The following is a 23423-nucleotide window of genomic DNA, read 5'->3' as shown; positions in this document are numbered from 1 at the left end:
TCATAATAAGCAGGTGTTCTTCACCTGCTTGATTTTTTATGCAATCCTTTTGGTTGATTTTTCAGCTGCTATTTTGCCTATTTTTAGGCTTCATGCTTGCCCGCCGCTTACCGACTAAATTAGAACAATTTGGCTTCAAAATACTGCCTTATTTTTCCTACCTCCTGCTAATTGCCATTGCCATTGAGTTTTCACAGACTTTACAAAGCATCAGCAGTCCTGCACAGATTTTAACCACAGCTGTCAGCATTGCACTGGCCACATCGGTCGGAGCATTTATCTGCTGCTATTTATTATTCAAAGCCATTGGCTATCAGCCAATGCAAGGCAAAGTTTCTGCCGACCTGCTGCTCAACTCCCTATTGAATATCAGCTATGCTTTTTTTGCCCTCGCATTCGGTTATGGCGCAGCAGAACTGTTCAGCCATCTTAATATAGGCCTGCATATCAGCACATGGAATCTGCTGCTGGGCTTTATGTTCTTAATCGGCTTGGATTTAGCCTACTCACCATTAGACCGCTCATGGCTGAATTGGAAAATCCTGCTGGTGCCGCTGGCCTGCATTATTGGCTCAATTTTAGGCGCGCTGGCTGTTTCATTTGCCATTAGCGAGATCAGCTTAAAAGATTTAATCATGCTGTCGCAAGGCTACGGTTTTTACTCAATGACCGGGATTGTCATTACTCAATTGAAAGATGCGCATTTAGGCAGCATTGCACTCATTAACGATTTATTCAGAGAAATTTTTTCTATCCTGTTTATGTATTTGATTGGCTGGCGCTACCCCCGCTCTGCTATTTCAGCTGCCGGCGCAACCGCGATGGATGTGACCCTGCCTATGGTCAAACAGTCTTGCGGCAATGACTTTATTCCGCATGCCATGGTCAGCGGTTTCATATTATCTGTTTTAGCGCCCATTGTGGTCAGCATACTGGCTGCGCTTTAATTGATTGATTCAAATTTCTCCAGAGGAGCATATTCCTCTGGAGACAAATCCTGTAAAACAAAGTATCACAGCAATTAAAAATCCAACTCGATCCTGCTGACAAGCCCTCCTGTAGCTTCCATAATGAGCGACCCAATTTCAATTCTATCAAATCCAGATGCACCGTCTGCCGAATTGGCTTGCTGCTGTTCTTCTTTTTGCTATTTTGTTCTATTGGATTCAGTTTAATGGAAATTCTATTCACTTATAATTCTAAACTATTTTTAACAGCGGTCACCGCCCTTAATCTTTTCTTGCTTTGCTATTTTAAGGCTAATCCAAAATGCATAAAAAAGCCTCTCATTTGAAAGGCTTTTTTATCATTAACCCAACTTACAGTGTCGCTAGAATATCTTTTAAAGTTTGACGAGGGTTTTCAGATTTGGTAATTGGACGGCCAATCACCAAGTGTGTTGCACCATCCAACATTGCCTGTTTTGGCGTTACGATACGCTTTTGGTCATCTGCACTTGAACCCTCAGGGCGAATACCCGGTGTCACCAATGCAAACTCTGAACCCAAAGCCTCACGCAGCATTTTTGCTTCTTGTGCTGAACACACCACCCCATCCAAACCGCTGTCTTTAGTCAGTTTTGCTAAGCGCTTAACTTGTTCAAATGGCTCTATATCCAGACCAATGTCGGCTAAATCTTCACGGCCCATCGAAGTTAACACCGTTACTGCAATCAGCTGAGTGTTATAGTTGCCCGCCTTTAAACGCTCAACACAGGTTTCCATCATTTTACGGCCGCCTGAAGCATGGACATTCACCATCCACACCCCCATATCCGCAGCAGCACATACCGCTTGCGCAGTAGTATTGGGAATATCATGGAATTTTAGATCTAAAAAAACTTCAAAGCCTTCACCATGTAAAGCTTTAACAATAGAAGAGCCTTCATGGGTAAACAGCTCTTTACCAACTTTTACTCGGCATAATGCAGGGTCTAACTGCTCTGCCATTTTTAACGCGTCAAATTGGCTTTTAGCATCTAATGCAACAATGATACTCAAGAGACTACCCTTTTAAACAGACAAAAAAGAAAGCACATTATAGAGGCTAACCATGTTCACTCAAAGTCCCAATTACCAAGATCATGCAAATGTGAAAACTTTTATTTAAGCCACAGATTTTATGCCATAAAAAAACACCCTGAATTTTCATCCAGAGTGCTTAAAATTTCAAAAATGCTGCAACCATTTTCTTTAAGCTGTTTCAGCTTCAAGAAAAATCAAATTTATAAAGGAGTTGATTTTTGCTCATCCGGCTGAATATCCAAGACTGTCTTTTCATGTCTTGCATATGCCGCAGCTTCCGCAGCAGCCGCTTGCGCAGCTTGAATTTGCTCTTTACGCAAGCGGTCAATATCTTTACGCAAACGCTTAATTTCCCAATTGTTCTGGAATACTCGAAAGATCTGAACACCTATCAGCAAACCCAGCACAATACCCAAGGCCAAAGTAAGCAGAAGCAAAAGCCCTAGACGCATTGCCGGAACCTGAGTGAACAGTAAATCTACAGACAATTCAGTCCCGTTCTGGAGCACCAAAAATAGTGAATACCCAAATAGAACAATCAGTAAGATAACTAAGACGTAACGCATAAACACTCCTGAAAGAATCTAAAATTATACAGCAGACTCATTTACCGCATCACGGAGTGCTTTACCTGGCTTGAAGTGCGGTACTGCTTTCGCTGCAACTTCAACTGATTTGCCAGTTTTCGGGTTACGGCCTACACGCGGTTCACGGTGATGCAAGGCAAAACTGCCAAAGCCGCGAATTTCAATACGGTTATCTGTCGATAAAGCTTCGATCATTTGATCAATCATAATCTTAACAGCTTCTTCAACCAGCGGTTCAGCTAAGTGCGGGTTTTTAAGAGAAATACGCTCTATTAAATCTGACTTATTAAGTGCTTCAGTAGTCATCTGCGACCTCTTTAATTATCAAGCGACTCGGAATCTATTTCCTGATAATAACCTGTTTAAATACAAAACGGTAGCGTAATAATGACTTACTACGCTACCGTTTACAGTAATTGTGTAAAAAGTATTAATTAACTTACATTAACAATACGATTCAAGCACTTACTTAGTGGTTCATTTGAGCTTTGATCAAATCACCAATAGTCTTAGGACCATTGTCTTGAGAAGCAGACGCTTGACGCAAGTTAGCTACAGCTTCTTTCTCTTCAGCTTCGTCTTTCGCTTTGATAGACAAGTTGATAGAGCGTGACTTGCGGTCTACGTTGATGATTTTCGCTTCAACTTCTTGACCAACTTCTAAGAATTTAGTTGCATCTTCAACGCGGTCGCGGTTGATTTCAGATGCTTTCAAAGAAGCTTCAACTTCGTCAGCTAACTTAACAGTAGCGCCTTTAGCGTCAACTGCAGTTACAGTACCTTTAACAAGCGCACCGCGTTCGTTAGCAGCCAAGAAGTCATTGAACGGATCGTTGTTCAATTGCTTGATGCCAAGGCTGATACGGTTGCCTTCAGCGTCTACAGACAGGATAACCGCTTCAACAGTGTCACCTTTCTTGTAACGACGGATAGCTTCTTCGCCTTGTTCGTTCCAAGAGATATCAGACAAGTGAACTAGGCCATCAATACCGCCTGGCAAACCAATGAAGATACCGAAGTCAGTGATAGATTTGATCGTACCAGAAACTTTTTCGCCTTTGTCGTGGTCTTTAGCAAACTCTTCCCATGGGTTAGCACGAGTTTGTTTGATACCAAGAGAAATACGGCGGCGTTCTTCATCAACTTCAAGAACCATAACATCAACTTCGTCACCAATCTGAACTACTTTAGACGGGTGGATGTTTTTGTTAGTGTGGTCCATTTCAGACACGTGTACTAAACCTTCAACGCCTTCAGCGATTTCTGCGAAACAGCCGTAGTCAGTTAAGTTAGTTACGCGAGCTTTAACGATAGAACCTTTAGGGTAACGGTTCATGATCGCTAACCATGGATCTTCGCCAAGCTGTTTAAGGCCTAGTGAAACACGGTTACGCTCTTTGTCAAATTTAAGTACTTTAACAGTAACTTCTTGACCCACTTCAACAACTTCTGAAGGGTGCTTGATGCGTTTCCAAGCCATGTCAGTGATGTGAAGAAGACCGTCAATACCGCCAAGGTCAACGAATGCGCCGTAGTCAGTAAGGTTTTTGATAGTACCAGTAACTGTTTGACCTTCTTCAAGCTGAGCAAGAAGAGCTTCACGGTCAGCTGAAGATTCAGCTTCCATAACAGCGCGGCGAGAAACAACAACGTTGTTACGTTTAGCGTCAAGCTTGATTACTTTAAATTCTAACTCTTTGCCTTCTAAGTGAGTAGTATCACGAATAGGGCGAGTATCAACTAAAGAACCTGGAAGGAACGCACGTACTGGACCGATGTCAACAGTGAAGCCGCCTTTAACTTTACCAGAGATAACACCAGTAACGATTTCGCCGTCTTCAAAGATTTTTTCAAGTTTAGTCCAAGTTTCAGCGCGTTTCGCTTTTTCACGAGACAGAACTGTTTGACCCATACCGTTGTCAAGAGCTTCAACAACAACGTCTACAGTGTCCCCAACTTGAACTTCAAGTTCACGTTGTTCATTTAAGAATTCAGCGCGGTCAACAATACCTTCTGATTTAAGGCCAGTGTCAACTGTTACCCAGTCAGAGTCAATGCTTACTACAACGCCTTGGATGACAGCACCCTTTTCAACGTTGAGGTTTAATTCGCTTTCTTCAAAGAGGGCTGCAAAAGATTCGGTCATGATATACCTGATAAAGTCAGCGGTCTTGGATCAGACAAGGCCGGTTTAATAAAGCGTCTACATAGTCCATATAGAACTGATCAAGCTATGCTTCTGCTGTAAAATTCTTTAATTCGCTAATTGCTTGTCGATATATGCTGTCATCAGACTGAACACCTCATCAATGCTCAATGCTGAGCTATCAATGATATAAGCGTCTTCTGCCGGCTTGAGCGGAGCAACAGCGCGCTCCATATCTCGTTTATCCCGAGCTTCAATATTAGCTAAAATGTCGTTTATTTTAGCATCTAGCCCCATACCCTGCAACTGCTTTACACGGCGCGCTGCCCGTGACTGCGCAGAAGCGGTCAGATAAATCTTGGCTTGGGCATTCGGAAAGATTGATGTAGCCATATCCCGGCCGTCTGCAACCAAGCCTGGAGCTTGAGCAAAAGCATGCTGACGCGCCAGCAATGCCGTTCTAAGTGCAGGAATTGCAGCCACTTTTGACGCGAACTCGCCAACACGCTCTGTACGGATGGTCTGCGTAACATCTTGGCCATCCAGCAAGACTTGAACGCCCGATTCAGTTGTAACAAATTTTATGTCTAAATTTGCTGCAATTTCGGCGCATTTTGTCAATTCCGAATCCAGCTTTTCCAGCAAATTCTGATTATGCAATGATAAACCCAGCAACCGGTACAGCGCGCCCGAATCCAACAGGTGGAATTGATAATGCGCTGCCAGTTTTGCCGCCAGTGTGCCTTTACCTGAACCGCTTGGCCCATCAATTGTAATAATCTTGACTGTCATTGCCTTTTCCGCCATTACCTATACAGTTTTGCGAGTTTTGAAAAGCCCAGTTTAATCGCAGATTTCAGCTGTGCAAGCACTAATTTGCTGACAAATGGCGCTCTGGCCTGAAACTCGATGGTGTATGTCACCAATGTTTTATTTTCAGCTGCTGGCTCAAATTCAATAATTCCCAAATGATGCTTCACCAGCGGATTTTTAATAATCTTATATTCAATGCGCTGATTCGGAACCAATACAGTAATTTCCTCCTGAATCGGTTTTACCGGCCCTAAGCCTAAACGGCGCACTGAGCCCACTCCGTCTGGACGCTGAGGATCAGCGGAATTTTTTACCCGCACCACCTGCACGGGTGCAAAAGCAACATTATAAGTTGCGTGTTTAGACAGTAATTCGAAAACCTTTTCTACCGGTGCATTGAATTCTTTTTTGACTTGCATCGCGTTCATAAAAATAACCCTTTGTTATTTGACAATTCATATTGTCATTTTATTTTACCTGAATTTATTCAGACTGATCTGTATTTTTCGTTTTTTCCAGTAATTTCATCTGCTTTCTTTGCTCACGCCTCATTTTAAAAAAAGCACTGAGCTGCGCAGAACACTGCTCCTGCAGACAGCCCTGTTCAAATTCAAATACGTGATTATAGTAACCGCTTTGCAGCAGCTGGCGCACACTGACCAGCGAACCTGCTTTTGGCTCTACCGCGCCAAAAACCACACGCTTAATCCGCGCATGCACCAAAGCGCCGACACACATTGTGCACGGTTCTAATGTTACATACAGTGTTGCATCATCAGGCAGGCGGTAGTTTTGAAGGGATTGGCAAGCCTGACGGATAGCTTGAATTTCAGCATGCGCTGTCGGGTCATTTAAACTGATAGGCGCATTAAAACCTGCGCCAATGATTTGATGATTGCTGACAATAATTGCGCCTACAGGAATTTCTCCGATTAACGCAGCAGATGCAGCCTGCTCGCAAGCTTGCTGCATCCAGTATTCATCACTAAATTGTATTTCTGCACTCATGTATGTATCAGTCAATAATACCGTATTGCTTTAACAGCGCATTCCAGCTTTCAATCTTAGTGACTGGGGGATTGTCCGCCAAAATACCTTTCAGTGATAAATCTGCGCCCATTTTCCATTCAGGAGACAGGTCTTTATCCACCAAACGCGCGCGCACCCCTTCCACAAAATCAGGATGGCGGATTTTCCAGTCTGAAATTTGGGTTTCAAGCTCAAAAACTTCATTCCATGAATGTACTTTCTTACCCCACTGCCAAAGCAGCCAAGTCAGCGCCGCAGTTGCTGGAGAACCTTTTTGCAAATTTTCGCTGGCTTGGCGCAGCCAGTCGCTGCGCGCATCACTCAAACCGATGATCGATTCATAGTCATGCTCGAAATGCAAACCGCGGCAAACACTCTGAATAACATCTAATGAGTTTTGCAGCGGGCCTGGGCCTACTGGACGGTGCATGCTGTTTAAGGTGTCATCAATAGCGCGGAAATCGCCTGCTGGATAATGCTCCCAGTCAATATTGATCACTTTTTCTAAAACAGTGTCGCGCTGCGCATCACAAATATGCGTTGCCCAGCCAATGCCGTAAGCGCCAGCAGCCGTCATGATTGAACCGGTTAGCCCCGTGAATAATCCAATAGCGCCGCGGTCTGCCAAGAAACGGGTTGCTCCCACATCTGGGTATAGACCGATATTAATTTCCGGCATGGCAAGGCGTGAGTATGGCGTAACTAAACGGAACGGCGCCGCCATAAACAAGCCTAGGCCGCCGCCCATCACATAGCCTTCACCCCAGACTAAGACTGGTTTTGCATAATTATGCAATAAAAGGTCTAAAGCATATTCCTGTTCAAAGAATTTATTGGCTGTTTCAACTTCATCATTAATCACCAGCTGACGAAGCTTACGCACATCGCCGCCTGCGCAGAAGGCTTTAGGTGTAGTTGAATCCAGCCAAATTGCCTTGACAGCATCATCTGCATGAAGATCCTGAAATACTTGCAAAAGTGCAGAAGCGATAGACTCATCCAAAGCATGTAAAGATTTAGGACGGTTCAGGCGGACAATGCGCCAGCCGTTTTGTGCTTCTTCTACAATCAAATCCGGATGATAGTGTTTAGAAATGGGAGAATATGTCATGCGTCCAGCTGCCAATCTATAGGCTCAATGCCATGTTGTTTAAGATAATTATTTGATTTTGAGAACACCTTGCAGCCAAAAAAACCGCCTCGGTTGGCCGCCAACGGTGATGGATGCGCTGCTTTCAGCACCAAGTGCTTACTGGAGTCAATCCGCTGCCCTTTACGCTGCGCATATGCGCCCCAAAGGATAAAAACAATATGTTCTCGCTGCTCATTCAGCACATCAATAACATAGTCAGTAAAATCTTCCCAACCGCGCTTTTGATGCGACGTCGGCTGACCAGCTTCAACAGTCAAAACAGCATTCAGCAGCAAAACACCTTGTTCTGCCCAATGCGTTAAGTTGCCGTGCTTAGGAATTTCAATGCCTAAATCATTATGCAGTTCATGAAAAATATTACGTAAAGATGGAGGCAATGCAACCCCCTTCTGCACCGAAAAGCTTAAGCCATGCGCTTGATTTGGGCCATGATAAGGGTCTTGGCCTAAAATCACCACTTTCACATGCGGCATGGGCGTAGTATTCAGCGCATTGAATATCAATGCGCTTGGCGGATAAATTACTTTCTCCGCATTTTTTTCCTGAACAAGAAAGTCTTTTAATTCATCCATTTTCGGGCTAAGCAAAAAATCACTTAAACCGTATTTCCAACTCGCCTCAAGCTGCACCTTTTCCAGTTGAGCCTGCTGCTGTTCAGATAAAGACATACTTGCTACCTAATTCCTTTTCTAGCTTAATCATGCAATGCTGCATTAAAGTTTAACTTGCAAATCCACGCTTGGATTTTGAAATTTAATGCCGCGGATTAATTTATCAAACATTTCAGGATCAGCCCATTCAGCTTTCACCTGCTCTGAAAATTCAATTTGATCTAAACTTAAAAGACCCATTTGTTCATTTTCAATGTCTTCAGCAAAGCTTTGCGCATAACCCGTATCGGTTTCGTGCACAATCACTGAATAAACTTCTACATCACCTTCGCCATTTTGGGTTTCGGTCGATGCCAGCACTTGCTGCGCCAAATAAAAGAAAATTCTTGAAAACTGTTCTGCCGATGGAGATACAGGCAAAGATACCCAGCGCGCACTGAAGTTTTTGCACGCCTCAATATAGTCTGCATTGTCTTGCTTCCAAAAACAGATTGCATGATCAAAACTGTCGTAAAGGTCTTTAATTACACCTTTCAACAGTCCAAAATCGTAAACCATTTGACCATGATCTAATTTCGAAGCTTTAAGCAATAACTCAACTTTATAGCTGTGCCCGTGAATTGAACGCTTGCAGCGGTCTGAAGTGCAGTTACGCACAATATGAGCATTTTCAAACTTAAATAACTTACGAATTAACATATGCCGTAATTCAATTAAAACTTGTGAATTTATCGGGATTATAAAGCAAAACTAAAACCTTGAGCATTAATTTTACAGTTCAATGCAATTGGTAAAATGCATGAGGCTTTTAAAGCCTATTTTAGAATGGCGCCATGCTCCGGTAAGCCACATAAACATCTTTATCTTTTCTCACCAGTTCTGAACTGAATTGGCGTTTCCGGCCGCTGAGTTCAATTTCTATTTTAGCTGTAAAGTAATTGGACTGCACACCCAGCAAGTCACCGACAATCGCCTTATTTTCCGCCGATACTGATGTAAAAGGCTCGGCTTGCCACAGCTCAGCTGTGTTATTAAATTTTTCCAAGGCTGCATTTTTCTTATCAAGCAACTGCTGAACAGCATGCACATCCAGCTTCTCATCCATGCTCGCCAATATAAGGGCAGGCGCAGTATTGATGTTCACCTTGGTTTCATTGCTTGGCAAGGCGCTAATGTAGGCAGCTATTAACTTATATTTGCCACCCTCAAAGCCGCGGACTTGTTTTAATTCATCAACGCTGTGAAATTTTGCATTCGGCGGCACCGCAGCATTTGGGATGCCACGGTAAACATTCAATTCAGCGCCCATGGAGCCAATCTGCTCATCATCAGCATCCTGCCAATCTATCACTGCTTCACTGAGCTGTGCAGGCAATCCCGCTTTTACCAATATTTTTTCAAACCATTTTTTGGCGCTTTCATTCACACTGCCATCCGACTTAAGCAGGCTATTCAAGTTGAACTTACCGGATTCATCTTCCAGCACGCCGGAAACATAGCCATCATCCACAGGAAAAGCAGGCATCGGTTTTGCCCAATTCTCCTGCAGAGAATCGACATCGCCTGCATTTTCAGCATCATCTTTCAGCATTTCTGCAAAAAAAACTTCTGCGCTTTTCGCATACAGCAGCGATTGATTTTGCCGCATTAAATAAGCGGTCGCTTCTGCTGTATTGCTTTGATGCTTTGCAATGCCGGCCGCCAAAATTGTCGCCAAGGCCACCATGACCAAAATTGTCAATAAGGCAATGCCGCTTTGCTGATGCGGACTGGATGCCTTTCTGCAGCCGAGCTTCATTGCGCAGACACTCCTTGAGTACCGCCTGAGTGACTTGAATCGTCAGTGCTGCCACTATTGCCACTCTCCTGCCCCACATTACTTTTCTGAAGAAAATCCGTATTCAGCAGGCTAAATAGCCACTCATATTCCACATTATTCACCTTGAGCTTAATTTTCAAGCCCCGAGGAAAACGCTGCTGTGCGCTGACTTGAGACAAATCCGCCAATGGATCAGGCCAATTATTGAGTTCATTCGGGTTCAGCGCGGTTATTTCAAACTGCTCTGCATCTGCCAAAAGCACACTGGAATCTGGCTGATCATGCCCTGTCTGATTTAAATTGCTGTACTTGAGCCGATAGAGCTTTTTTTCTTCTGCGCGGTATGCATATTCAATACGTTCATCAGGTGCAATACCTTGATTTAAAGGATCAGTCACACCGGTTTTACTAAAACTCAAACGGCCATTTTGCAGTACCAGCGCTGGCTGAATATTGCCATTAATATTGGCCGTCAGCGGCACAGCCTGTACAGTATCCCGCAAAATCTGCTGATAAGCTTCCTGCAGCTGCGACAGCTGCACCTCATGCATTGTATTGCGCTCTTTGACTTTGGCAATGTAGTCAAAAACTTTCCAGCCCAATGCAGACAGCACTGCAAAAATCGCAACCGCCACCAGCAGCTCAACCAATGTAAAACCTGAAGATAGGGTTTGATTTATTTTATTTTTCGGCTGCATCAAGTTTTAACCTTCTGATTAAAGAACACCAAAGTGGCAACACCTGACTCAACTTTGTTCGTTTCTGCATTCATTAAACTGATTTGCACATCAATGCGCTGCACATTAGGGCTGATGGTCGCCTGTGCAGATTTATCAATTTGCCACTTTTCTCCCTGCTGTGTGACTTGCTTGGAAGATGTTCCAGTCATCCAATCGCGGTTTATTTCCATATTTGCAATTTCATTGAGTGCAACAAACTGCGCCTTGGTTCTTAAAACAGCATTTGCAGTGGCTTGCGTGTATTGCATTGCGACATTGGTTAAAGCCATAGCCGCAGTTGCAAAAATTGCCAGCGCGACCATCACTTCCAGCAGTGTAAAGCCTGTACAGCTTTTCGCACTGCGCTGCTGTACCGCGGCACAGGTCAAAAAATCTTGCTTTGCACATTCAGCTTTCATTTATTTTTCCCAGATGGTCAATCTCAATTTCATTGCCCACAGGACGCTCTTCAAAATAAAACTGAATGCGTACAGGTTTAACCTCTCCATTGCCCAGCCAAATCAGCTTTGGCGCGTTCTGATTCAAGAGTTCACTGTTATTGGCATTTTCATAACGGCGTTCTAAAGACTGAATACTGAAAGTGACATGCTCAGGCAATACCCGCATAGAAAAATCTTTGTAATTTTGCCAATTATTATTCTGATTCAATAAGCTTTCTGTGTTCTGCTTGGGCAGATATTCCATTACATCATATTGAAAATCGGCTACATCTGTTGCCGCTTGTACATTAAGCGCCAAAATTCGGGACTGATCATTGGATTCACGCAGAATTTTCTGCACATCCATAAGAAATACTTCACGCGCCTGCATCGCCTTGCGCTGATCTGTACCGCCAATATTCATCATGACCAATGATGCCATGATGCCCATAATTACAATAACCACCATCAATTCGACTAAAGTGAAGCCCCGCATTGATGATGGCTGAGTATTCATAGCATGCCTTTAAGCAAATTGTGCCGCGGCGCTGATCTGCTTAGGCAATGCCAAAGCTTGATCGATATAAGCCACTCTTAGGGTATCCCGCGACCCCAGATAGCGCTGATAAAAACTCGAGTTTAAAATAGCCGCAGCGCCATGCGTCAGCGACCAGATCGAAGCCAAATAGTCACGTACCGACATCGAACTGTGAATAGATTCCAAATAGCTTTCTGTCATGCGGATAATCAAACGCAGCCGGTGCTTGCGCACTTGATACAGCTCGCTGAACAGCATCTGTATGCCCACACCCGTTGTCGCAAGGCGTTCTTCAATTTGGTGAAACAGCACTGTACGCTCCGGATGATGCAAATGATGCAGCATGAAGAAAGCCAAGTGCTCAGGAAACTGCTTGTCGGTATCTTTAATCATTTCCAGCAGCATGCGTTCATTGCGGATGATCAGCAGCATATACAGCTCATCTTTACTCTGAAAATGCTTATAGAGAGTTCCTTTAGCCAGATCCAGCTCTGCAGCTAGTGCATCCAGCGTCATTCCAGATTCACCATTTTCCAAAAGAAGCTGCTCTGCAACTTGAAAAATTAACGCTTCTCGTGCTCGAAACTGAGCCTGACGATCCATCTTCACCCTATACTCTCTTCTGCGCTTATATCAATTCAAATGATTCACTTTAAATTGAGAAGGTTTTCAAAGTTTTGCTTTGTGATTAAAGCCATCTCTTCTAGTGACTTATCATATACATCACTTAAGGCTTTGGCTACATAGGGAACATATTTTGGTTCATTAGACTTTCCTCTATAAGGCATGGGCGCCAAATAAGGGCTGTCCGTTTCAATCAACACACGGTCCAGCGGCACCTGCTTGGCAACATCACGCAAGTCTTGCGCATTTTTAAAGGACACAATGCCTGAAAAAGAAATGTAATAGCCGCAATCCAGCACGGCTTTTGCAGTTTCCCAATCTTCCGTAAAGCAGTGCAAAATGCCGTGGGTCGATTTTTCCGCGCGGATAATATCTACCGTATCCTGCTTTGCTGCGCGGGTATGCACAACGACAGGCTTTTTGACAGTCTGCGAAGCATGAATATGGCGGGCAAAACATTCTTTCTGCTCTTGAATAAAATCCGTGCTGTGAAAATAGTCCAGCCCCGTTTCACCTAAAGCCCAAACTTTTTCAGGCTGCGCCAGCTCCACCAAATAATCAGTCGTTGCCCGCGCCATAGTGGCAGGATCTTCACAAGGGTGCACTCCAACAGAATATCCCACATCTGCATGGCGGGCAGCGATCGTCGCCAGCTGGATATGATCATCCAAATCCACTGAGATACTCATAAACCGAGAGACACCCGCTTTGCGAGCCTGTTCCAGCGCTAGATCCAAATCGCCGCCATAAGGCGCTAGATCAAGCAATGTTAAATGACAATGAGTATCTGTAAACACAATAAGTACCTATGCTGAGTAAGGTGTAACTCTACATAGTGTAACTTCTGCGGCTTTCAGTTTTAAGCCCTGTCAGTATGCGTTCTGCTTCAGATTTGAAATAAATGCCTTTTTCGCCGGCAAGCTGAATGCCAAAGCCTTGAGGTTTAATGCCATTTTGCTTTTGAGAAATCCAAATGACTTTACCTGTCAAAGGAACTTTTTGAGATTGTTCAGGCAGAGTCGTCAGCACAAAGACTTCATCCCCCATTTTTACCGCCTGCTTAGAAGGAATGAAAAGGCCGCCGCCGACCACATAGGGCATATAGCTGGCAAATAATGTTTCCACATCTGGAATGTTCGCTTGAATAATTCCGCCCATACGTGGCTGCATTGTCGTTCCCCTTATTTTTAAAGATTCATCAATTTAATGCACAGCTGATCCAGAACTAAGTTAGTTTGTACGTTTTGTTCGATAAACTTTTTGGACTGCTGCAGCTCGGCATAAATGCCAAATAATGATTCTAAATCATACTGATCCGGCAGATCATTAAAATTCAAATCAATATTTTTTATTGCCTGATTTAGCTTGACACAAATCAAATCAGACAACAAGTATTCAAACATTTGACTGAAATCACTAAAATTCAGCGCTTTATTCCACTTGGTCGCAATCGCCACCGGCATATTTTTCTGCCGCGCCAGTTTAAGCCAGTCATTCACAAAATCCTGCCGCAAATTAAGCCATTCACTTTGCGCCAATTCTACCGCCTGAAGCGGCATTTGATTCGACAGGTTCATCAGCAGCTGATGCATTTGCAAATTATTATCCGGCAAATTGTGATGCAAATAGGCTTCTGCTTGCTCAGCGCTGATCCGGTCTAAAGCAAAGTGCTGCAGGCGGCTGCGGATGGTTGCAGGCAATTTCAAATAATGATCCGCCAACAGAATAATGACAGTGCGGTCACCCGGTTCTTCCAGCGTCTTCAGCAGCGCATTGGCAGAAGCGGTATTTAATGCTTCTGCAGGCTCAATCACCACCACACGCCAGCCATCAACCGTTTGCTGTACAAAAGGCAGCAAATCGCGGATTTTCTCAATTTTTATTTTAGCATTCTGCTTTTTATTGTCTTCATCTGTCGTGATATGCACATAATTCGGATGCGTATCTGACTTCAGCCACAGACAGCTGCCGCAGACGCCGCAAGGCTGATTTTTTTCATGACGGTTTAAACACAGCACCCAGGCCAAAAAGTAGTGCGCAAATGCATGCTTGCCGCAGCCTTTTTTGCCATAAAACAGCAAGCCATGGCCCAATTTAGGGAAACGGCCGGTCAGTGTATCCCAGACCGTTTGCTGCCAAGGGTAAACTTGCGCTTTAATTTCATTTGCCATGGATGGAAGCCGCCCTTTTATTCGAAGTTAGAAACATCCATTTGATTCAACCGGTCTAAATCAGCCTGCGTATCTACGCCCGGCGGCAAATTCGCTTCCGCCACCGCAATGGCAATTTGATGGCCATTTTCTAAAACACGCAACTGTTCCAAACTTTCCAGCTTTTCCAACAGCCCCATATCCCAGGTGACATATTCCTGCAGAAGCTTCACGCGGTAGGCATATAAGCCGAGATGACGGTACGCCTGATCATGCAGCTTACGCTCCGTTAACTTGACGCCATCGCGGTCATAAGGAATGGTTGCGCGGCTAAAATACAACGCTTGATTGTGCTTAGACATCACCACTTTGACAATGCTGTCACGCAAAAACTCATCTAAGCTATGTATTGGCTCACATAAAGTCGACATCGATGAAGCTGGCTGATCCTCAAGCAATTGGGCGACCTGTTTCACCAATAATGAAGGCAGTAAAGGTTCATCACCCTGTACATTGACAATAATGTCGTCAGCATCCCAGCCTTTAATCCGGGCAACTTCGCTTAAGCGGTCTGTGCCTGATGGATGGTCAGACGATGTCAAAACAACATCAACGCCTTCTGCACGGCAAACCTCAGCAATACGCTCATCATCCGTTGCGACACAAAGATCATCAAAACCCTGCACTTTCTTCGCCTGATCGACGACACGCAAAATCATCGGGCGTCCATGAATTGCCAGCAAAGGCTTACCTGGCAAACGGGAACTGGAAAAACGTGCTGGAATAACAATATGTTTCATCAATTTAAGCCTTCATCAAATTGGATGCCCAACTGTTTCAGCTGCTGATGCAATGTTTCATAACATGCTGATGACAGCACTGCATCGACAGGTACAACCCAAATTTCACGCTGAAAGTCTGGATTCTTCTTGAGCAGCGGTAAAATTTTTACCGCATCTTTTTCTGTGGTAATAATCGGATTGCTGTCTTCAAACTGCAAATCTTCAATTTCGTATTCAAAATGATCTGGAAATTCATGACATTGAAAATGCTGAATCCCCATTTTTTCTAATGTATTGTAAAACCGCTGTGGAAAGCCGATGCCCGCAACGGCATAAAAATCCGAGTTTGCATCAAAGTTTTTGATTATGCCTTCATTCAGCAAATACGGCGCCGACGCAGTCAGATGCATATTTAATGGCATCTTCGGCTGCGCGGCATGCTCAATCACCGTACTGCCTTGCAGGCGGGTTTTCGGTTCACGCAAATACCCTTCAGGCAGTATTTTTTCATTGCCTAAGCCCCGGTTATTGTCCAGCACGATCCATTCCAGCTGACGCTCAAGCGCCCAATGCTGCAAGCCGTCATCGCAGATGATTAAATCCAAAGCATGCTTAGACAGCAGCAGCTCTATACTTTTTTGCCGATTTGGCCCAACGGCCATAGGCACGCCTGTGGATTGAACAATCAGCACAGGCTCATCGCCTGCAGTGTCTGCATCCGAATCCAAGCCAACGTAAGCTGGAAATGGGCCTTTGCCGCCGTAGCCCCGGCTGATCACTCCCACACGCACATTGCGGTTCTGCAGATATCTGACCAGATGAATCAGCAGCGGCGTTTTACCGCTGCCGCCCACGGTGATATTGCCTATTACCATGACCGGCACAGGGGCGGTATAGCTTTGCTTTAAACCAGCCTTATAAAGGCTTTTATTCAAGATAAACCCGACGCGGTACAGCCATGATAATGGACGAAGCACAATTAACCACTTAGCCTGATTATTCCAAGCATTTTGAATTAATTGCGCCGCAGACATTTACTGTTCCTCAAAATTGCGCTGATGCAGCTGATAATAGGCGCCGCGATTTTCCATCAGCTCCGCATGCGAGCCCTGCTCCACGATTCTGCCTTTATCCATCACCACAATGCGGTCTGCATTTTCAATTGTTGACAAACGGTGCGCAATTACAACCGTAGTGCGATTTCGCATTGCCGCATCAAAAGCCTGCTGAATATAGTATTCAGATTCATTATCCAGCGCACTGGTGGCTTCATCCAAAATTAAAATTGGCGCATCTTTTAAAATTGCCCGCGCAATAGCGATGCGCTGGCGCTGGCCGCCCGACAAATTCAGCCCTTGCGCACCCAGCGGCGTATCATAACCCAGAGGAAGATTCATAATAAATTCATGCGCATAAGCAGATTTAGCCGCCGCTATAATCTGTTCATCAGTGGCATTTTCCAGCTGACCGTAAGCAATATTTTCGCGGACCGTTCGGTTAAACAGCACAACCTGCTGGTTCACCATAGAAATTTGCTGACGCAGATTATTGATTTCAATATCATAAATATCGATATTATCCAGTGTCAGCTGGCCGCTGCTGATGTCCTGATAGCGCAGCAGCAAATTCACCAAAGAAGTTTTGCCTGCGCCGGAACGTCCAACCAATGCCACGGTTTCGCCCGCATTCACAATCAAATTAAAATCATGCAATGCGTGATAGCCATCCGCATAAACCAGATTGACAGCCTTAAATTCAATATTGCCTTTCAGCACAGGCGTCAATGCCCCTGAATTTCGCTCTTCAGGCATATCCAGCAGCTCAAACACGGAATGCGCTGCTGCCATGCCGCGCTGAATCTTTTCATTCACATCGGTCAAGGCTTTAATCGGCTTGCTCAGCATGCCTGCAGCCGTAATATATGCGACAAACTGCCCTGCTGAAGTATCCTGCATAATTTCAGGACGCAGCGCGATGTACATGACAATTGCCAAAGGGATCGACATAATCAGCTGCACGATCGGGCTATTCAGCTGCTGCACCACCACCATTTTCATGCCGCGGCGCAAATTTTCCATTGAACTGTCATAGAAGCGCTTTTGCTCATAATCCTGTCCCGAAAAACCCTTAACGACGACATTGCCATTGACAGTTTCCTGCACCACATGGTTGACATCCCCCATGGTGTCCTGTACTTGGCTCGACAGCTTGCGCATGCGCTTAGACGCTTTGCGAATCAGCAAACCAATCAAAGGCGCAAAAATCAGAATAATTAAAGTTAAGCGCCAATTGCTGTAAATCAGATAACCCACCAAACCACAGGTAATTAAACCCTGCTGAACAATGGTCCGCAGTGATTCGGTCGAGGCCGCTGTCAGCTGCTCAACGTTGTACATAATCTTCGCGGTGATATGGCCGCTGGAATTATCCAGATAATATTGAGAAGGCAGGCGCATCAGCTTTGCAAAGACTTCTTGACGGATATTAAAAATTAAATTCCGTGAAATCACCGCTGTATAGTAACCGCCAATAAATGTTCCCAGCCCGCGGAAGAACATTAAGAGGATAACCAATATAGGAAATAACGATGTAAAACCCTGATCACGGTGCTGAATCGCATTAATAATCTTTTCAAGCAGCTTAGCGACGGATACTTCTGTTGCCGCATTGATTGCAAAACCAATTACAACAAATATCGCCAAGCCCCAAAAAGGTTTTAAATAACCCAGCAGGCGCAGATAAACTTTTACATCGTGCTTCACTAATAACCTCGAGTCGGTACTTTCGTACTGATATTTACATTCACAAAGCCCAGCTGGCCTGCTACATCCATAACACGGATCACATCCTGATGGGTTGCTTTCGCATCAGCGGCAATAATAAACATTAAATCACGGCGATCATTGGAAATCTGTTTAATTGCCGTATTTAAATCGGATGCCTCTTTACTGGAAAGCGACTGGCCATTTACAGAATAATGCCCAGAAGAATCGACAACAACCTCTATTTTCTGATCAAACTGCTTTGGCGGCACACCTTGTGCATCCGGCAGTGTCAGGTTCATTCGGCTCATTTGGCTAAAAGTGGTCGAAAGAAGCAAAAACACCAAGATAAACAATAAGCAGTCGATCATTGGCGTTAAGTTAATATGTATATCTTCAACCTGCCTGCGCTTAAATTTCATTCGACCGCCTCAGCTTGCTTTTTGCAAATCTTGTAATGCTTCATCAGTCTTGTTTTGGTAATACAGCGCAGCATGAAACAGTGTCGCCTGCTGTTCCAATTCTGCAACATACTCTTGCACCAAACGCTGAAAATAGCGGTGAGCAAACAGGGCTGGAATCGCAATAAACATCCCTGCAGCTGTTGTAATCAGCGCTTTAGAAATACCCGGCATCATCAATACCGGATCGCTGTTCGTCCCGACATCAATCATTAGAAATGATTCGATAATGCCCATAACCGTACCCAGCAGACCCAGCAGCGGCGCGGCTGCACTGAGCGTACCTAAGAAATTGATATTCTTTTCCAAATAGCCAATCTCTTGCGATGCTGTGACTTCCATTTGCGCACGGGCAAACTGCCCAGGCTGATTTTTACTGCGGTAACCTGCGGCGAAAACACGCCCCAAAGTACTGCGCTGCAAGTTTTGATCTTGCTTCAGCTTTTCTACAACCTGCTCTGCTGTTTGATTTTGATTCATCAGCAAAGCGGCTGGCAGCACCATCGCTTTTTTCAAGCGGATAAAGCGCTCAATTGAAATCGCGATGGTAAAGATTGAACATAAAACCAGCGGCAGCATAAGCCACCCGCCAGCTTTGACTAATTCCCACATTTGATTTTCCCCAATAAATCGAAATTTAAAATTAATCAGCTAAGCAAATATTTAAAATACCATCCAGCTCTTCCAAAGAATGGTAATTAATCACCAATTTACCTTTGCCTTGCTTATTATGGTCTATTTTGACATCTGCACCGAAACGGTCAGACAGGCGCTGTGACAATTGCTGAATATCTGCAGATACTGCTTGTTTTTCTTTAGTTTGCTTGGGCGCATTCAAATCACGCACCAGCTGTTCTGTTTGACGCACTGACAGGCTTTTTTCGATGACATGCTCAGCAACTTTCAGCTGATCTTTTGCTTTGAGCGTCAAAATTGCCCGGGCATGCCCCATATCCAGCAAACTTTGCTGCATAAAATCTTTAACTGGCTCAGCCAGGGATAATAAGCGCAATAAGTTGCTGATGGTGGTGCGCGCTTTTCCAACGGTATCGGCAATTTCCTGATGGCTTAAGCCAAACTCTTCATGAAAGCGTTGCAGCGCCATCGCCTGATCTATTGGATTCAGATCTTGACGCTGAATATTTTCAATCAACGCCAATGCAATGGCGACCTGATCGCTCAAATCGCGGACTATGGCTGGAACTTCGGTTAAGCCCGCCAATTGCGCAGCGCGCCAGCGGCGTTCACCGGCAATGATTTCATAGGGATGCTTTTCATCATCGATTGGGCGGATGACAATGGGCTGCATCACGCCATGCTTTTCAATCGATGCCGCCAATTCCTGTAAATCTTGCTCATGAATAAAGCGGCGCGGCTGATATTCACCGCGTTGCAGTAAATGCACATCAATTTGCTTCAGCTGACCATGATCTAAGGCTTGCGCTTCCAATTGTAATTTTTCTTTTTGGATGGAACCAAGTAAGGCATCCAAACCACGGCCTTTTGCTAATCCGCGTTTTTTTGTGGTCATGCGTTACTTCCTTTCTTTCCCTTGCTTTTTTTTAACATCTCAGCCGCTAAATTTAGATAGGCAACTGCACCCTTTGAACTTTTTTCAAAATAAATCACCGGCAAGCCATGCGCAGGCGCTTCCGCCAGCCGCACATTGCGCGGAATGACGGTGTCGTACAATTTTTTGCCAAAGTATTGTTCAAGCTCTGAAGACACATCGCGCGTTAACGCATTGCGCGCATCAAACATCGTCCTCAGCACGCCCATAATCTGCAAATCAGGATTCAGTGCTTGCTGAATGCGGTCAATGGTTTGGGTTAAATCCGCCAAGCCTTCCAGCGCATAATACTCGCATTGCATTGGAATCAGCACACTGTCTACAGCAGCCAAGGCATTGACTGTAATCAAGCTTAAGCTCGGCGCGCAGTCCACAATAATATAGTCAAACTTATCTTCAATCTGCTGCAGCGCTTCACGCATAATGAACTCGCGGCCTTCCTGCTCTGCAATCGCCAATTCAACGCCCGCCAATTCGCGGTTGGCGCCTAAAACTTTATAGCCAACTTCCGCACGGGTAATGGCTGTTTCAATCGGCATCTCGCCCAATAGTACATCTGTGACGGAGTACAGCAGCTCATTCTTCTGAATGCCTGAACCCATCGTGGCATTGCCTTGTGAATCCATATCCACAAGCAACACGCGTTTTTTCAGCACTGCTAAAGATGCAGCCAAATTTACTGCGGTTGTAGTTTTACCGACACCACCTTTCTGGTTCGCAATCGCAATAATTTGTGCCATGGTAAACCCCAATCCTTAGAAATAATTAAATACGTTTCAACAAAAGCAAATGACGCTGTTCATCTAAGCGCGGAACGCTCAGCTCGATAATATCGCAGCTGAATTGATCTTTAAATGCATCAACTTCTTCACTTGGAATCAGCCCTTTCATTGATGCAATAATGCTCTGATCATGCATAAATGGAATGGATGCGTTGATAAAGTCCGTCAAAGAGGCGAAAGCGCGGCTGGTAATTACATCAAACTTGCCCAGCTCATTAATGCTGTCTTCATTTTCGACACGCGTTTGCACAGCAACAACATTTTCTAATTTTAAGTCAGCAATAAACTGCTTCAAAAACCGGATCTTTTTGCCGTTCGAATCCAGCAAAACACATTGGCGTTCCGGCTGGCATAGCGCAATGATCATGCCTGGCATGCCGCCGCCTGTGCCAATATCTAAAAGACGGCCTGGCGGCAAGTCTTTTAAAATACTCAAGCTGTCCAAAAGGTGCTTTACCAGCATTTCTTTCGGATCACGAATGGCTGTCAAATTATAGGCTTTATTCCACAGCACCAAAGCATCTTGATACTTGAGCAATAAATTTAAAACCTCATCACTGAGTTCTAAACCTAACGCTTGACTGCCTTGCTTAAGTTCTTTAAAAAACGTGTGCATACAATAACGTCTCGAAAAATTTAGATGGAAGTATACCGATTTATCCTGCCTGTCACAGCAGGATGTGTTTAGCGAATATGCACTTAAGCATACATCCCTTCACGAATCTGGAGATCCAGCGCACTTAATCGCTCAGGAGTGCCAACATCCACCCAGGCAGCCTGCATTTTTTCCGCTGAAATTTTCCCATCCAGCATGCCTTGCTTTAAAAGCGGCGCCAATGGACGCTTGCCCTGTTCCAGCCCGTCAAACATTTTTGGATGAATCACGGCGACGCCGCTATAAGTTAAAGGCTCGCCCGCGTGCTCTTGATCGAAGGTATAAGCGCGCCCCGCAGATAAGATGAAATCGCCTTTTTCATGCTGCGGCGGATTCTTAACAAAAACCAAGTGCGCTAGATCCTGCTCCAGCCGCACATCCAGCAGCGAGGCGAAATCAAACGTTGTCCATACATCGCCATTGACCAAAATAAAAGGCTCAGTTCCCAGCAGCGGCAATGCATTAATAATGCCGCCAGCCGTTTCCAAGCCTTCCGCTTCACGCGTCCAGCGGATATTCACGCCAAACTGAGAGCCATCGCCTAATGCGCCAATCAGCACATCCGCCAGCCAAGCCGAATTAATCACAATTTCAGTCACGCCAATGTCTTTCAGCTTTTCGATATGCCAGATAATCAGCGGCTTGCCGCCCACTTCCAATAAAGGCTTCGGTTTATACAATGTTAGCGGACGCATGCGATTGCCCAGCCCCGCCGCTAAAATCATCGCTTTCATTATACTGCAACCTCGTAAGCGCCATATTTGGCTTCAAATTTTGGCAATACTTTAGCTTGGATAAACTGCATAAACGGTTGTAATTCTGCATACGGCTTGCTTTCTTCCAGCAGATACCACATCACGCGCGGCAAATCTTTCAAATAGCCCGACTTGCCGTCACGCTCAAACAGACGAACAAAAATGCCTAAAATTTTAATATGGCGCTGAATCGCCATAAAGTCTGCATCTTTTTTGAACTGCTCAAAATCACGGCCTTCTTTGGCAGATGCAGGCATCAAATTATAGAACGTCTGGAACCAGCTGTAGACACGTTCAGGATTCCATTGCACATAGGCGTCACGGGTAATGGAAATCAGGTCATAAGTATCTGCGCCAATCACAGCATCCTGAAAATCGATGACACCCTGCTCTTTTTCATCTGCCAGCACCATTAAATTGCGGCTGTGGAAGTCACGGTGCACTATCACCTGCGGCTGCGCCAATGCCGCATTCGCAAGGATGGCAAAAGTACGCTTAATTAAAGCGTTTTCCTCATCCGATGGCTTGATCTGCAATGATGGCAGCATCCAGTCGGTCAGCAGCGCCATTTCAGACATCAGCTTTTCATAGGAATATTCAGGAAAATGCTTTAGCCCATCAATTGACTGCAATTGAATCAACTGCGCAAAACTTTGCGCATAGTAGCCGTCTACAGTTTCATCAGTTAACAGCACAGAGAGCAAAACATCGCCAAAATCTTCCAGCAAAAGAAAGCCTTGCTCTAAATCTTTGGCCACGATATGCGGCACGCGCATGCCATGGGCATCAAAAAATTCGTCAATCGTCACAAAAGGCACACAATCTTCTTTTTCTGGTGGTGCATCCATGAGCATAAATGTTTTATTATTCAATTTGATTCGTGCATAACGACGGAAGCTTGCATCGCCTGCTAAAAAATGAGTTTCAAATTGATCTGAACCAAGTACAGACGCAATCCATGATTGTATCGATTGTTCACGTTGTGTATTCATTTGCAATAAAT

The 23423-nt window shown here is 44.7% G+C and carries 29 protein-coding genes; 1 reads left to right on the top strand and 28 read right to left on the bottom strand.

Going from position 1 to position 23423, the window contains the following annotated elements:
• The first annotated feature begins 38 nt into the window (after positions 1-38).
• Positions 39-947: a LysO family transporter gene (locus OKC24_RS08830; RefSeq protein WP_130145965.1), complete on the top strand. Its 909-nt coding sequence runs from the start codon at positions 39-41 to the stop codon at positions 945-947.
• Between the two features lie 372 nt (positions 948-1319).
• Here OKC24_RS08830 and pyrF read toward each other — a convergent pair whose 3' ends face one another.
• From pyrF to OKC24_RS08690, 28 genes are all read right to left on the bottom strand, one after another.
• Complete coding sequence (gene pyrF, locus OKC24_RS08825) at positions 1320-2000, bottom strand: orotidine-5'-phosphate decarboxylase (RefSeq protein ID WP_005009045.1); 681 nt, start codon at positions 1998-2000, stop codon at positions 1320-1322.
• Positions 2001-2224: 224 nt separating this feature from the next.
• A complete protein-coding gene (locus OKC24_RS08820) occupies positions 2225-2590 on the bottom strand; it encodes a lipopolysaccharide assembly protein LapA domain-containing protein (RefSeq protein ID WP_005009043.1) in 366 nt (121 codons plus the stop codon).
• Positions 2591-2614: 24 nt separating this feature from the next.
• Positions 2615-2917: an integration host factor subunit beta gene (locus tag OKC24_RS08815; protein WP_005009041.1), complete on the bottom strand. Its 303-nt coding sequence runs from the start codon at positions 2915-2917 to the stop codon at positions 2615-2617.
• A gap of 163 nt (positions 2918-3080) precedes the next feature.
• Positions 3081-4757 carry a 30S ribosomal protein S1 gene (rpsA, locus tag OKC24_RS08810; RefSeq protein WP_005009040.1) on the bottom strand — a complete coding sequence of 559 codons (1677 nt, stop codon included), beginning with the start codon at positions 4755-4757 and terminating at the stop codon, positions 3081-3083.
• A 108-nt stretch (positions 4758-4865) separates the two neighbouring features.
• Positions 4866-5549, bottom strand: coding sequence for a (d)CMP kinase (gene cmk / locus OKC24_RS08805; RefSeq protein ID WP_131277660.1), 684 nt, complete (start codon positions 5547-5549; stop codon positions 4866-4868).
• 14 nt (positions 5550-5563) lie between these two features.
• Positions 5564-5998, bottom strand: a complete 435-nt coding sequence (locus OKC24_RS08800; protein ID WP_130145961.1) for an SRPBCC family protein — start codon at positions 5996-5998, stop codon at positions 5564-5566.
• A 55-nt stretch (positions 5999-6053) separates the two neighbouring features.
• Positions 6054-6578 carry a tRNA adenosine(34) deaminase TadA gene (tadA, locus tag OKC24_RS08795; RefSeq protein ID WP_130145959.1) on the bottom strand — a complete coding sequence of 175 codons (525 nt, stop codon included), beginning with the start codon at positions 6576-6578 and terminating at the stop codon, positions 6054-6056.
• A 7-nt stretch (positions 6579-6585) separates the two neighbouring features.
• On the bottom strand, positions 6586-7710 hold the full coding sequence (locus tag OKC24_RS08790) for an enoyl-CoA hydratase/isomerase family protein (RefSeq protein ID WP_130145957.1): 1125 nt from the start codon (positions 7708-7710) through the stop codon (positions 6586-6588).
• Complete coding sequence (ung, locus tag OKC24_RS08785) at positions 7707-8420, bottom strand: uracil-DNA glycosylase (protein ID WP_130145955.1); 714 nt, start codon at positions 8418-8420, stop codon at positions 7707-7709. The genes OKC24_RS08790 and ung overlap by 4 nt, the downstream gene beginning before the upstream one ends.
• A 45-nt stretch (positions 8421-8465) precedes the next feature.
• Entirely contained in the window at positions 8466-9062 is a 597-nt protein-coding gene (locus OKC24_RS08780; RefSeq protein ID WP_130145953.1) for a 6-pyruvoyl trahydropterin synthase family protein, read from the bottom strand.
• A 121-nt stretch (positions 9063-9183) separates the two neighbouring features.
• Complete coding sequence (gene gspK, locus OKC24_RS08775) at positions 9184-10161, bottom strand: type II secretion system minor pseudopilin GspK (protein WP_130145951.1); 978 nt, start codon at positions 10159-10161, stop codon at positions 9184-9186.
• Complete coding sequence (locus tag OKC24_RS08770; protein WP_130145949.1) at positions 10158-10880, bottom strand: type II secretion system protein GspJ; 723 nt, start codon at positions 10878-10880, stop codon at positions 10158-10160. The genes gspK and OKC24_RS08770 overlap by 4 nt, the downstream gene beginning before the upstream one ends.
• Positions 10880-11320 carry a type II secretion system minor pseudopilin GspI gene (gene gspI, locus OKC24_RS08765; RefSeq protein ID WP_131277662.1) on the bottom strand — a complete coding sequence of 147 codons (441 nt, stop codon included), beginning with the start codon at positions 11318-11320 and terminating at the stop codon, positions 10880-10882. The genes OKC24_RS08770 and gspI overlap by 1 nt, the downstream gene beginning before the upstream one ends.
• Positions 11310-11858, bottom strand: a complete 549-nt coding sequence (locus OKC24_RS08760; RefSeq protein ID WP_130145945.1) for a pilus assembly FimT family protein — start codon at positions 11856-11858, stop codon at positions 11310-11312. The genes gspI and OKC24_RS08760 overlap by 11 nt, the downstream gene beginning before the upstream one ends.
• Before the next feature lie 9 nt (positions 11859-11867).
• Positions 11868-12482, bottom strand: coding sequence for a TetR/AcrR family transcriptional regulator (locus tag OKC24_RS08755; protein WP_005009016.1), 615 nt, complete (start codon positions 12480-12482; stop codon positions 11868-11870).
• 44 nt (positions 12483-12526) lie between these two features.
• Positions 12527-13300 carry a TatD family hydrolase gene (locus OKC24_RS08750; protein ID WP_131277664.1) on the bottom strand — a complete coding sequence of 258 codons (774 nt, stop codon included), beginning with the start codon at positions 13298-13300 and terminating at the stop codon, positions 12527-12529.
• A 31-nt stretch (positions 13301-13331) separates the two neighbouring features.
• Positions 13332-13673: a PilZ domain-containing protein gene (locus OKC24_RS08745; RefSeq protein ID WP_130145941.1), complete on the bottom strand. Its 342-nt coding sequence runs from the start codon at positions 13671-13673 to the stop codon at positions 13332-13334.
• 17 nt (positions 13674-13690) lie between these two features.
• Positions 13691-14674 carry a DNA polymerase III delta subunit-related protein gene (locus tag OKC24_RS08740; RefSeq protein WP_130145939.1) on the bottom strand — a complete coding sequence of 328 codons (984 nt, stop codon included), beginning with the start codon at positions 14672-14674 and terminating at the stop codon, positions 13691-13693.
• 17 nt (positions 14675-14691) lie between these two features.
• Positions 14692-15453 (bottom strand): 3-deoxy-manno-octulosonate cytidylyltransferase, encoded by a 762-nt coding sequence (gene kdsB, locus OKC24_RS08735; protein ID WP_130145937.1) that lies wholly within the window; start codon positions 15451-15453, stop codon positions 14692-14694.
• Positions 15453-16469: a tetraacyldisaccharide 4'-kinase gene (gene lpxK / locus OKC24_RS08730; protein ID WP_130145935.1), complete on the bottom strand. Its 1017-nt coding sequence runs from the start codon at positions 16467-16469 to the stop codon at positions 15453-15455. The genes kdsB and lpxK overlap by 1 nt, the downstream gene beginning before the upstream one ends.
• Entirely contained in the window at positions 16470-18197 is a 1728-nt protein-coding gene (msbA, locus tag OKC24_RS08725; RefSeq protein ID WP_130145933.1) for a lipid A export permease/ATP-binding protein MsbA, read from the bottom strand.
• The gene (locus tag OKC24_RS08720; protein WP_005009001.1) at positions 18197-18619 is read right to left on the bottom strand and encodes an ExbD/TolR family protein; all 423 of its coding nucleotides are present in this window, start codon (positions 18617-18619) and stop codon (positions 18197-18199) included. The genes msbA and OKC24_RS08720 overlap by 1 nt, the downstream gene beginning before the upstream one ends.
• Positions 18620-18628: 9 nt before the next feature.
• A complete protein-coding gene (locus OKC24_RS08715) occupies positions 18629-19270 on the bottom strand; it encodes a MotA/TolQ/ExbB proton channel family protein (RefSeq protein ID WP_131277668.1) in 642 nt (213 codons plus the stop codon).
• A 31-nt stretch (positions 19271-19301) separates the two neighbouring features.
• Complete coding sequence (locus OKC24_RS08710; protein ID WP_131277670.1) at positions 19302-20189, bottom strand: ParB/RepB/Spo0J family partition protein; 888 nt, start codon at positions 20187-20189, stop codon at positions 19302-19304.
• Positions 20186-20968, bottom strand: coding sequence for a ParA family protein (locus OKC24_RS08705; RefSeq protein WP_130145929.1), 783 nt, complete (start codon positions 20966-20968; stop codon positions 20186-20188). The genes OKC24_RS08710 and OKC24_RS08705 overlap by 4 nt, the downstream gene beginning before the upstream one ends.
• A gap of 25 nt (positions 20969-20993) precedes the next feature.
• A complete protein-coding gene (gene rsmG / locus OKC24_RS08700) occupies positions 20994-21626 on the bottom strand; it encodes a 16S rRNA (guanine(527)-N(7))-methyltransferase RsmG (protein WP_130145927.1) in 633 nt (210 codons plus the stop codon).
• Positions 21627-21709: 83 nt separating this feature from the next.
• A complete protein-coding gene (gene murU, locus OKC24_RS08695; protein WP_130145925.1) occupies positions 21710-22399 on the bottom strand; it encodes an N-acetylmuramate alpha-1-phosphate uridylyltransferase MurU in 690 nt (229 codons plus the stop codon).
• Entirely contained in the window at positions 22399-23412 is a 1014-nt protein-coding gene (locus OKC24_RS08690; protein WP_265464975.1) for an aminoglycoside phosphotransferase family protein, read from the bottom strand. The genes murU and OKC24_RS08690 overlap by 1 nt, the downstream gene beginning before the upstream one ends.
• Between the last annotated feature and the right edge of the window lie 11 nt (positions 23413-23423).

The sequence above is a fragment of the Acinetobacter entericus genome (assembly GCF_026168575.1).
GTDB classification, from domain to species: Bacteria; Pseudomonadota; Gammaproteobacteria; order Pseudomonadales; family Moraxellaceae; genus Acinetobacter; species Acinetobacter bouvetii.
The sequence above is the reverse complement of the archived record's forward strand: the minus strand, read 5'-3'. Positions and strand labels throughout refer to the sequence as shown.

What these genes read in the sequence shown, in the direction of transcription:
- gspI (WP_131277662.1), bottom strand. Translation starts at nt 11,320, where the DNA reads ATGAAAGCTGAATGTGCAAAGCAAGATTTTTTGACCTGTGCCGCGGTA.
- OKC24_RS08770 (WP_130145949.1), bottom strand. Translation starts at nt 10,880, where the DNA reads ATGCAGCCGAAAAATAAAATAAATCAAACCCTATCTTCAGGTTTTACA.
- OKC24_RS08740 (WP_130145939.1), bottom strand. Translation starts at nt 14,674, where the DNA reads ATGGCAAATGAAATTAAAGCGCAAGTTTACCCTTGGCAGCAAACGGTC.
- OKC24_RS08745 (WP_130145941.1), bottom strand. Translation starts at nt 13,673, where the DNA reads ATGCAGCCACGTATGGGCGGAATTATTCAAGCGAACATTCCAGATGTG.
- OKC24_RS08815 (WP_005009041.1), bottom strand. Translation starts at nt 2,917, where the DNA reads ATGACTACTGAAGCACTTAATAAGTCAGATTTAATAGAGCGTATTTCT.
- OKC24_RS08780 (WP_130145953.1), bottom strand. Translation starts at nt 9,062, where the DNA reads ATGTTAATTCGTAAGTTATTTAAGTTTGAAAATGCTCATATTGTGCGT.
- lpxK (WP_130145935.1), bottom strand. Translation starts at nt 16,469, where the DNA reads ATGTCTGCGGCGCAATTAATTCAAAATGCTTGGAATAATCAGGCTAAG.
- OKC24_RS08755 (WP_005009016.1), bottom strand. Translation starts at nt 12,482, where the DNA reads ATGGATCGTCAGGCTCAGTTTCGAGCACGAGAAGCGTTAATTTTTCAA.
- tadA (WP_130145959.1), bottom strand. Translation starts at nt 6,578, where the DNA reads ATGAGTGCAGAAATACAATTTAGTGATGAATACTGGATGCAGCAAGCT.
- OKC24_RS08760 (WP_130145945.1), bottom strand. Translation starts at nt 11,858, where the DNA reads ATGAATACTCAGCCATCATCAATGCGGGGCTTCACTTTAGTCGAATTG.
- murU (WP_130145925.1), bottom strand. Translation starts at nt 22,399, where the DNA reads ATGAAAGCGATGATTTTAGCGGCGGGGCTGGGCAATCGCATGCGTCCG.
- OKC24_RS08820 (WP_005009043.1), bottom strand. Translation starts at nt 2,590, where the DNA reads ATGCGTTACGTCTTAGTTATCTTACTGATTGTTCTATTTGGGTATTCA.
- gspK (WP_130145951.1), bottom strand. Translation starts at nt 10,161, where the DNA reads ATGAAGCTCGGCTGCAGAAAGGCATCCAGTCCGCATCAGCAAAGCGGC.
- ung (WP_130145955.1), bottom strand. Translation starts at nt 8,420, where the DNA reads ATGTCTTTATCTGAACAGCAGCAGGCTCAACTGGAAAAGGTGCAGCTT.
- OKC24_RS08690 (WP_265464975.1), bottom strand. Translation starts at nt 23,412, where the DNA reads ATGAATACACAACGTGAACAATCGATACAATCATGGATTGCGTCTGTA.
- kdsB (WP_130145937.1), bottom strand. Translation starts at nt 15,453, where the DNA reads ATGAAACATATTGTTATTCCAGCACGTTTTTCCAGTTCCCGTTTGCCA.
- OKC24_RS08790 (WP_130145957.1), bottom strand. Translation starts at nt 7,710, where the DNA reads ATGACATATTCTCCCATTTCTAAACACTATCATCCGGATTTGATTGTA.
- OKC24_RS08720 (WP_005009001.1), bottom strand. Translation starts at nt 18,619, where the DNA reads ATGAAATTTAAGCGCAGGCAGGTTGAAGATATACATATTAACTTAACG.
- OKC24_RS08830 (WP_130145965.1), top strand. Translation starts at nt 39, where the DNA reads ATGCAATCCTTTTGGTTGATTTTTCAGCTGCTATTTTGCCTATTTTTA.
- rpsA (WP_005009040.1), bottom strand. Translation starts at nt 4,757, where the DNA reads ATGACCGAATCTTTTGCAGCCCTCTTTGAAGAAAGCGAATTAAACCTC.
- OKC24_RS08715 (WP_131277668.1), bottom strand. Translation starts at nt 19,270, where the DNA reads ATGTGGGAATTAGTCAAAGCTGGCGGGTGGCTTATGCTGCCGCTGGTT.
- rsmG (WP_130145927.1), bottom strand. Translation starts at nt 21,626, where the DNA reads ATGCACACGTTTTTTAAAGAACTTAAGCAAGGCAGTCAAGCGTTAGGT.
- OKC24_RS08710 (WP_131277670.1), bottom strand. Translation starts at nt 20,189, where the DNA reads ATGACCACAAAAAAACGCGGATTAGCAAAAGGCCGTGGTTTGGATGCC.
- OKC24_RS08800 (WP_130145961.1), bottom strand. Translation starts at nt 5,998, where the DNA reads ATGAACGCGATGCAAGTCAAAAAAGAATTCAATGCACCGGTAGAAAAG.
- OKC24_RS08705 (WP_130145929.1), bottom strand. Translation starts at nt 20,968, where the DNA reads ATGGCACAAATTATTGCGATTGCGAACCAGAAAGGTGGTGTCGGTAAA.
- cmk (WP_131277660.1), bottom strand. Translation starts at nt 5,549, where the DNA reads ATGACAGTCAAGATTATTACAATTGATGGGCCAAGCGGTTCAGGTAAA.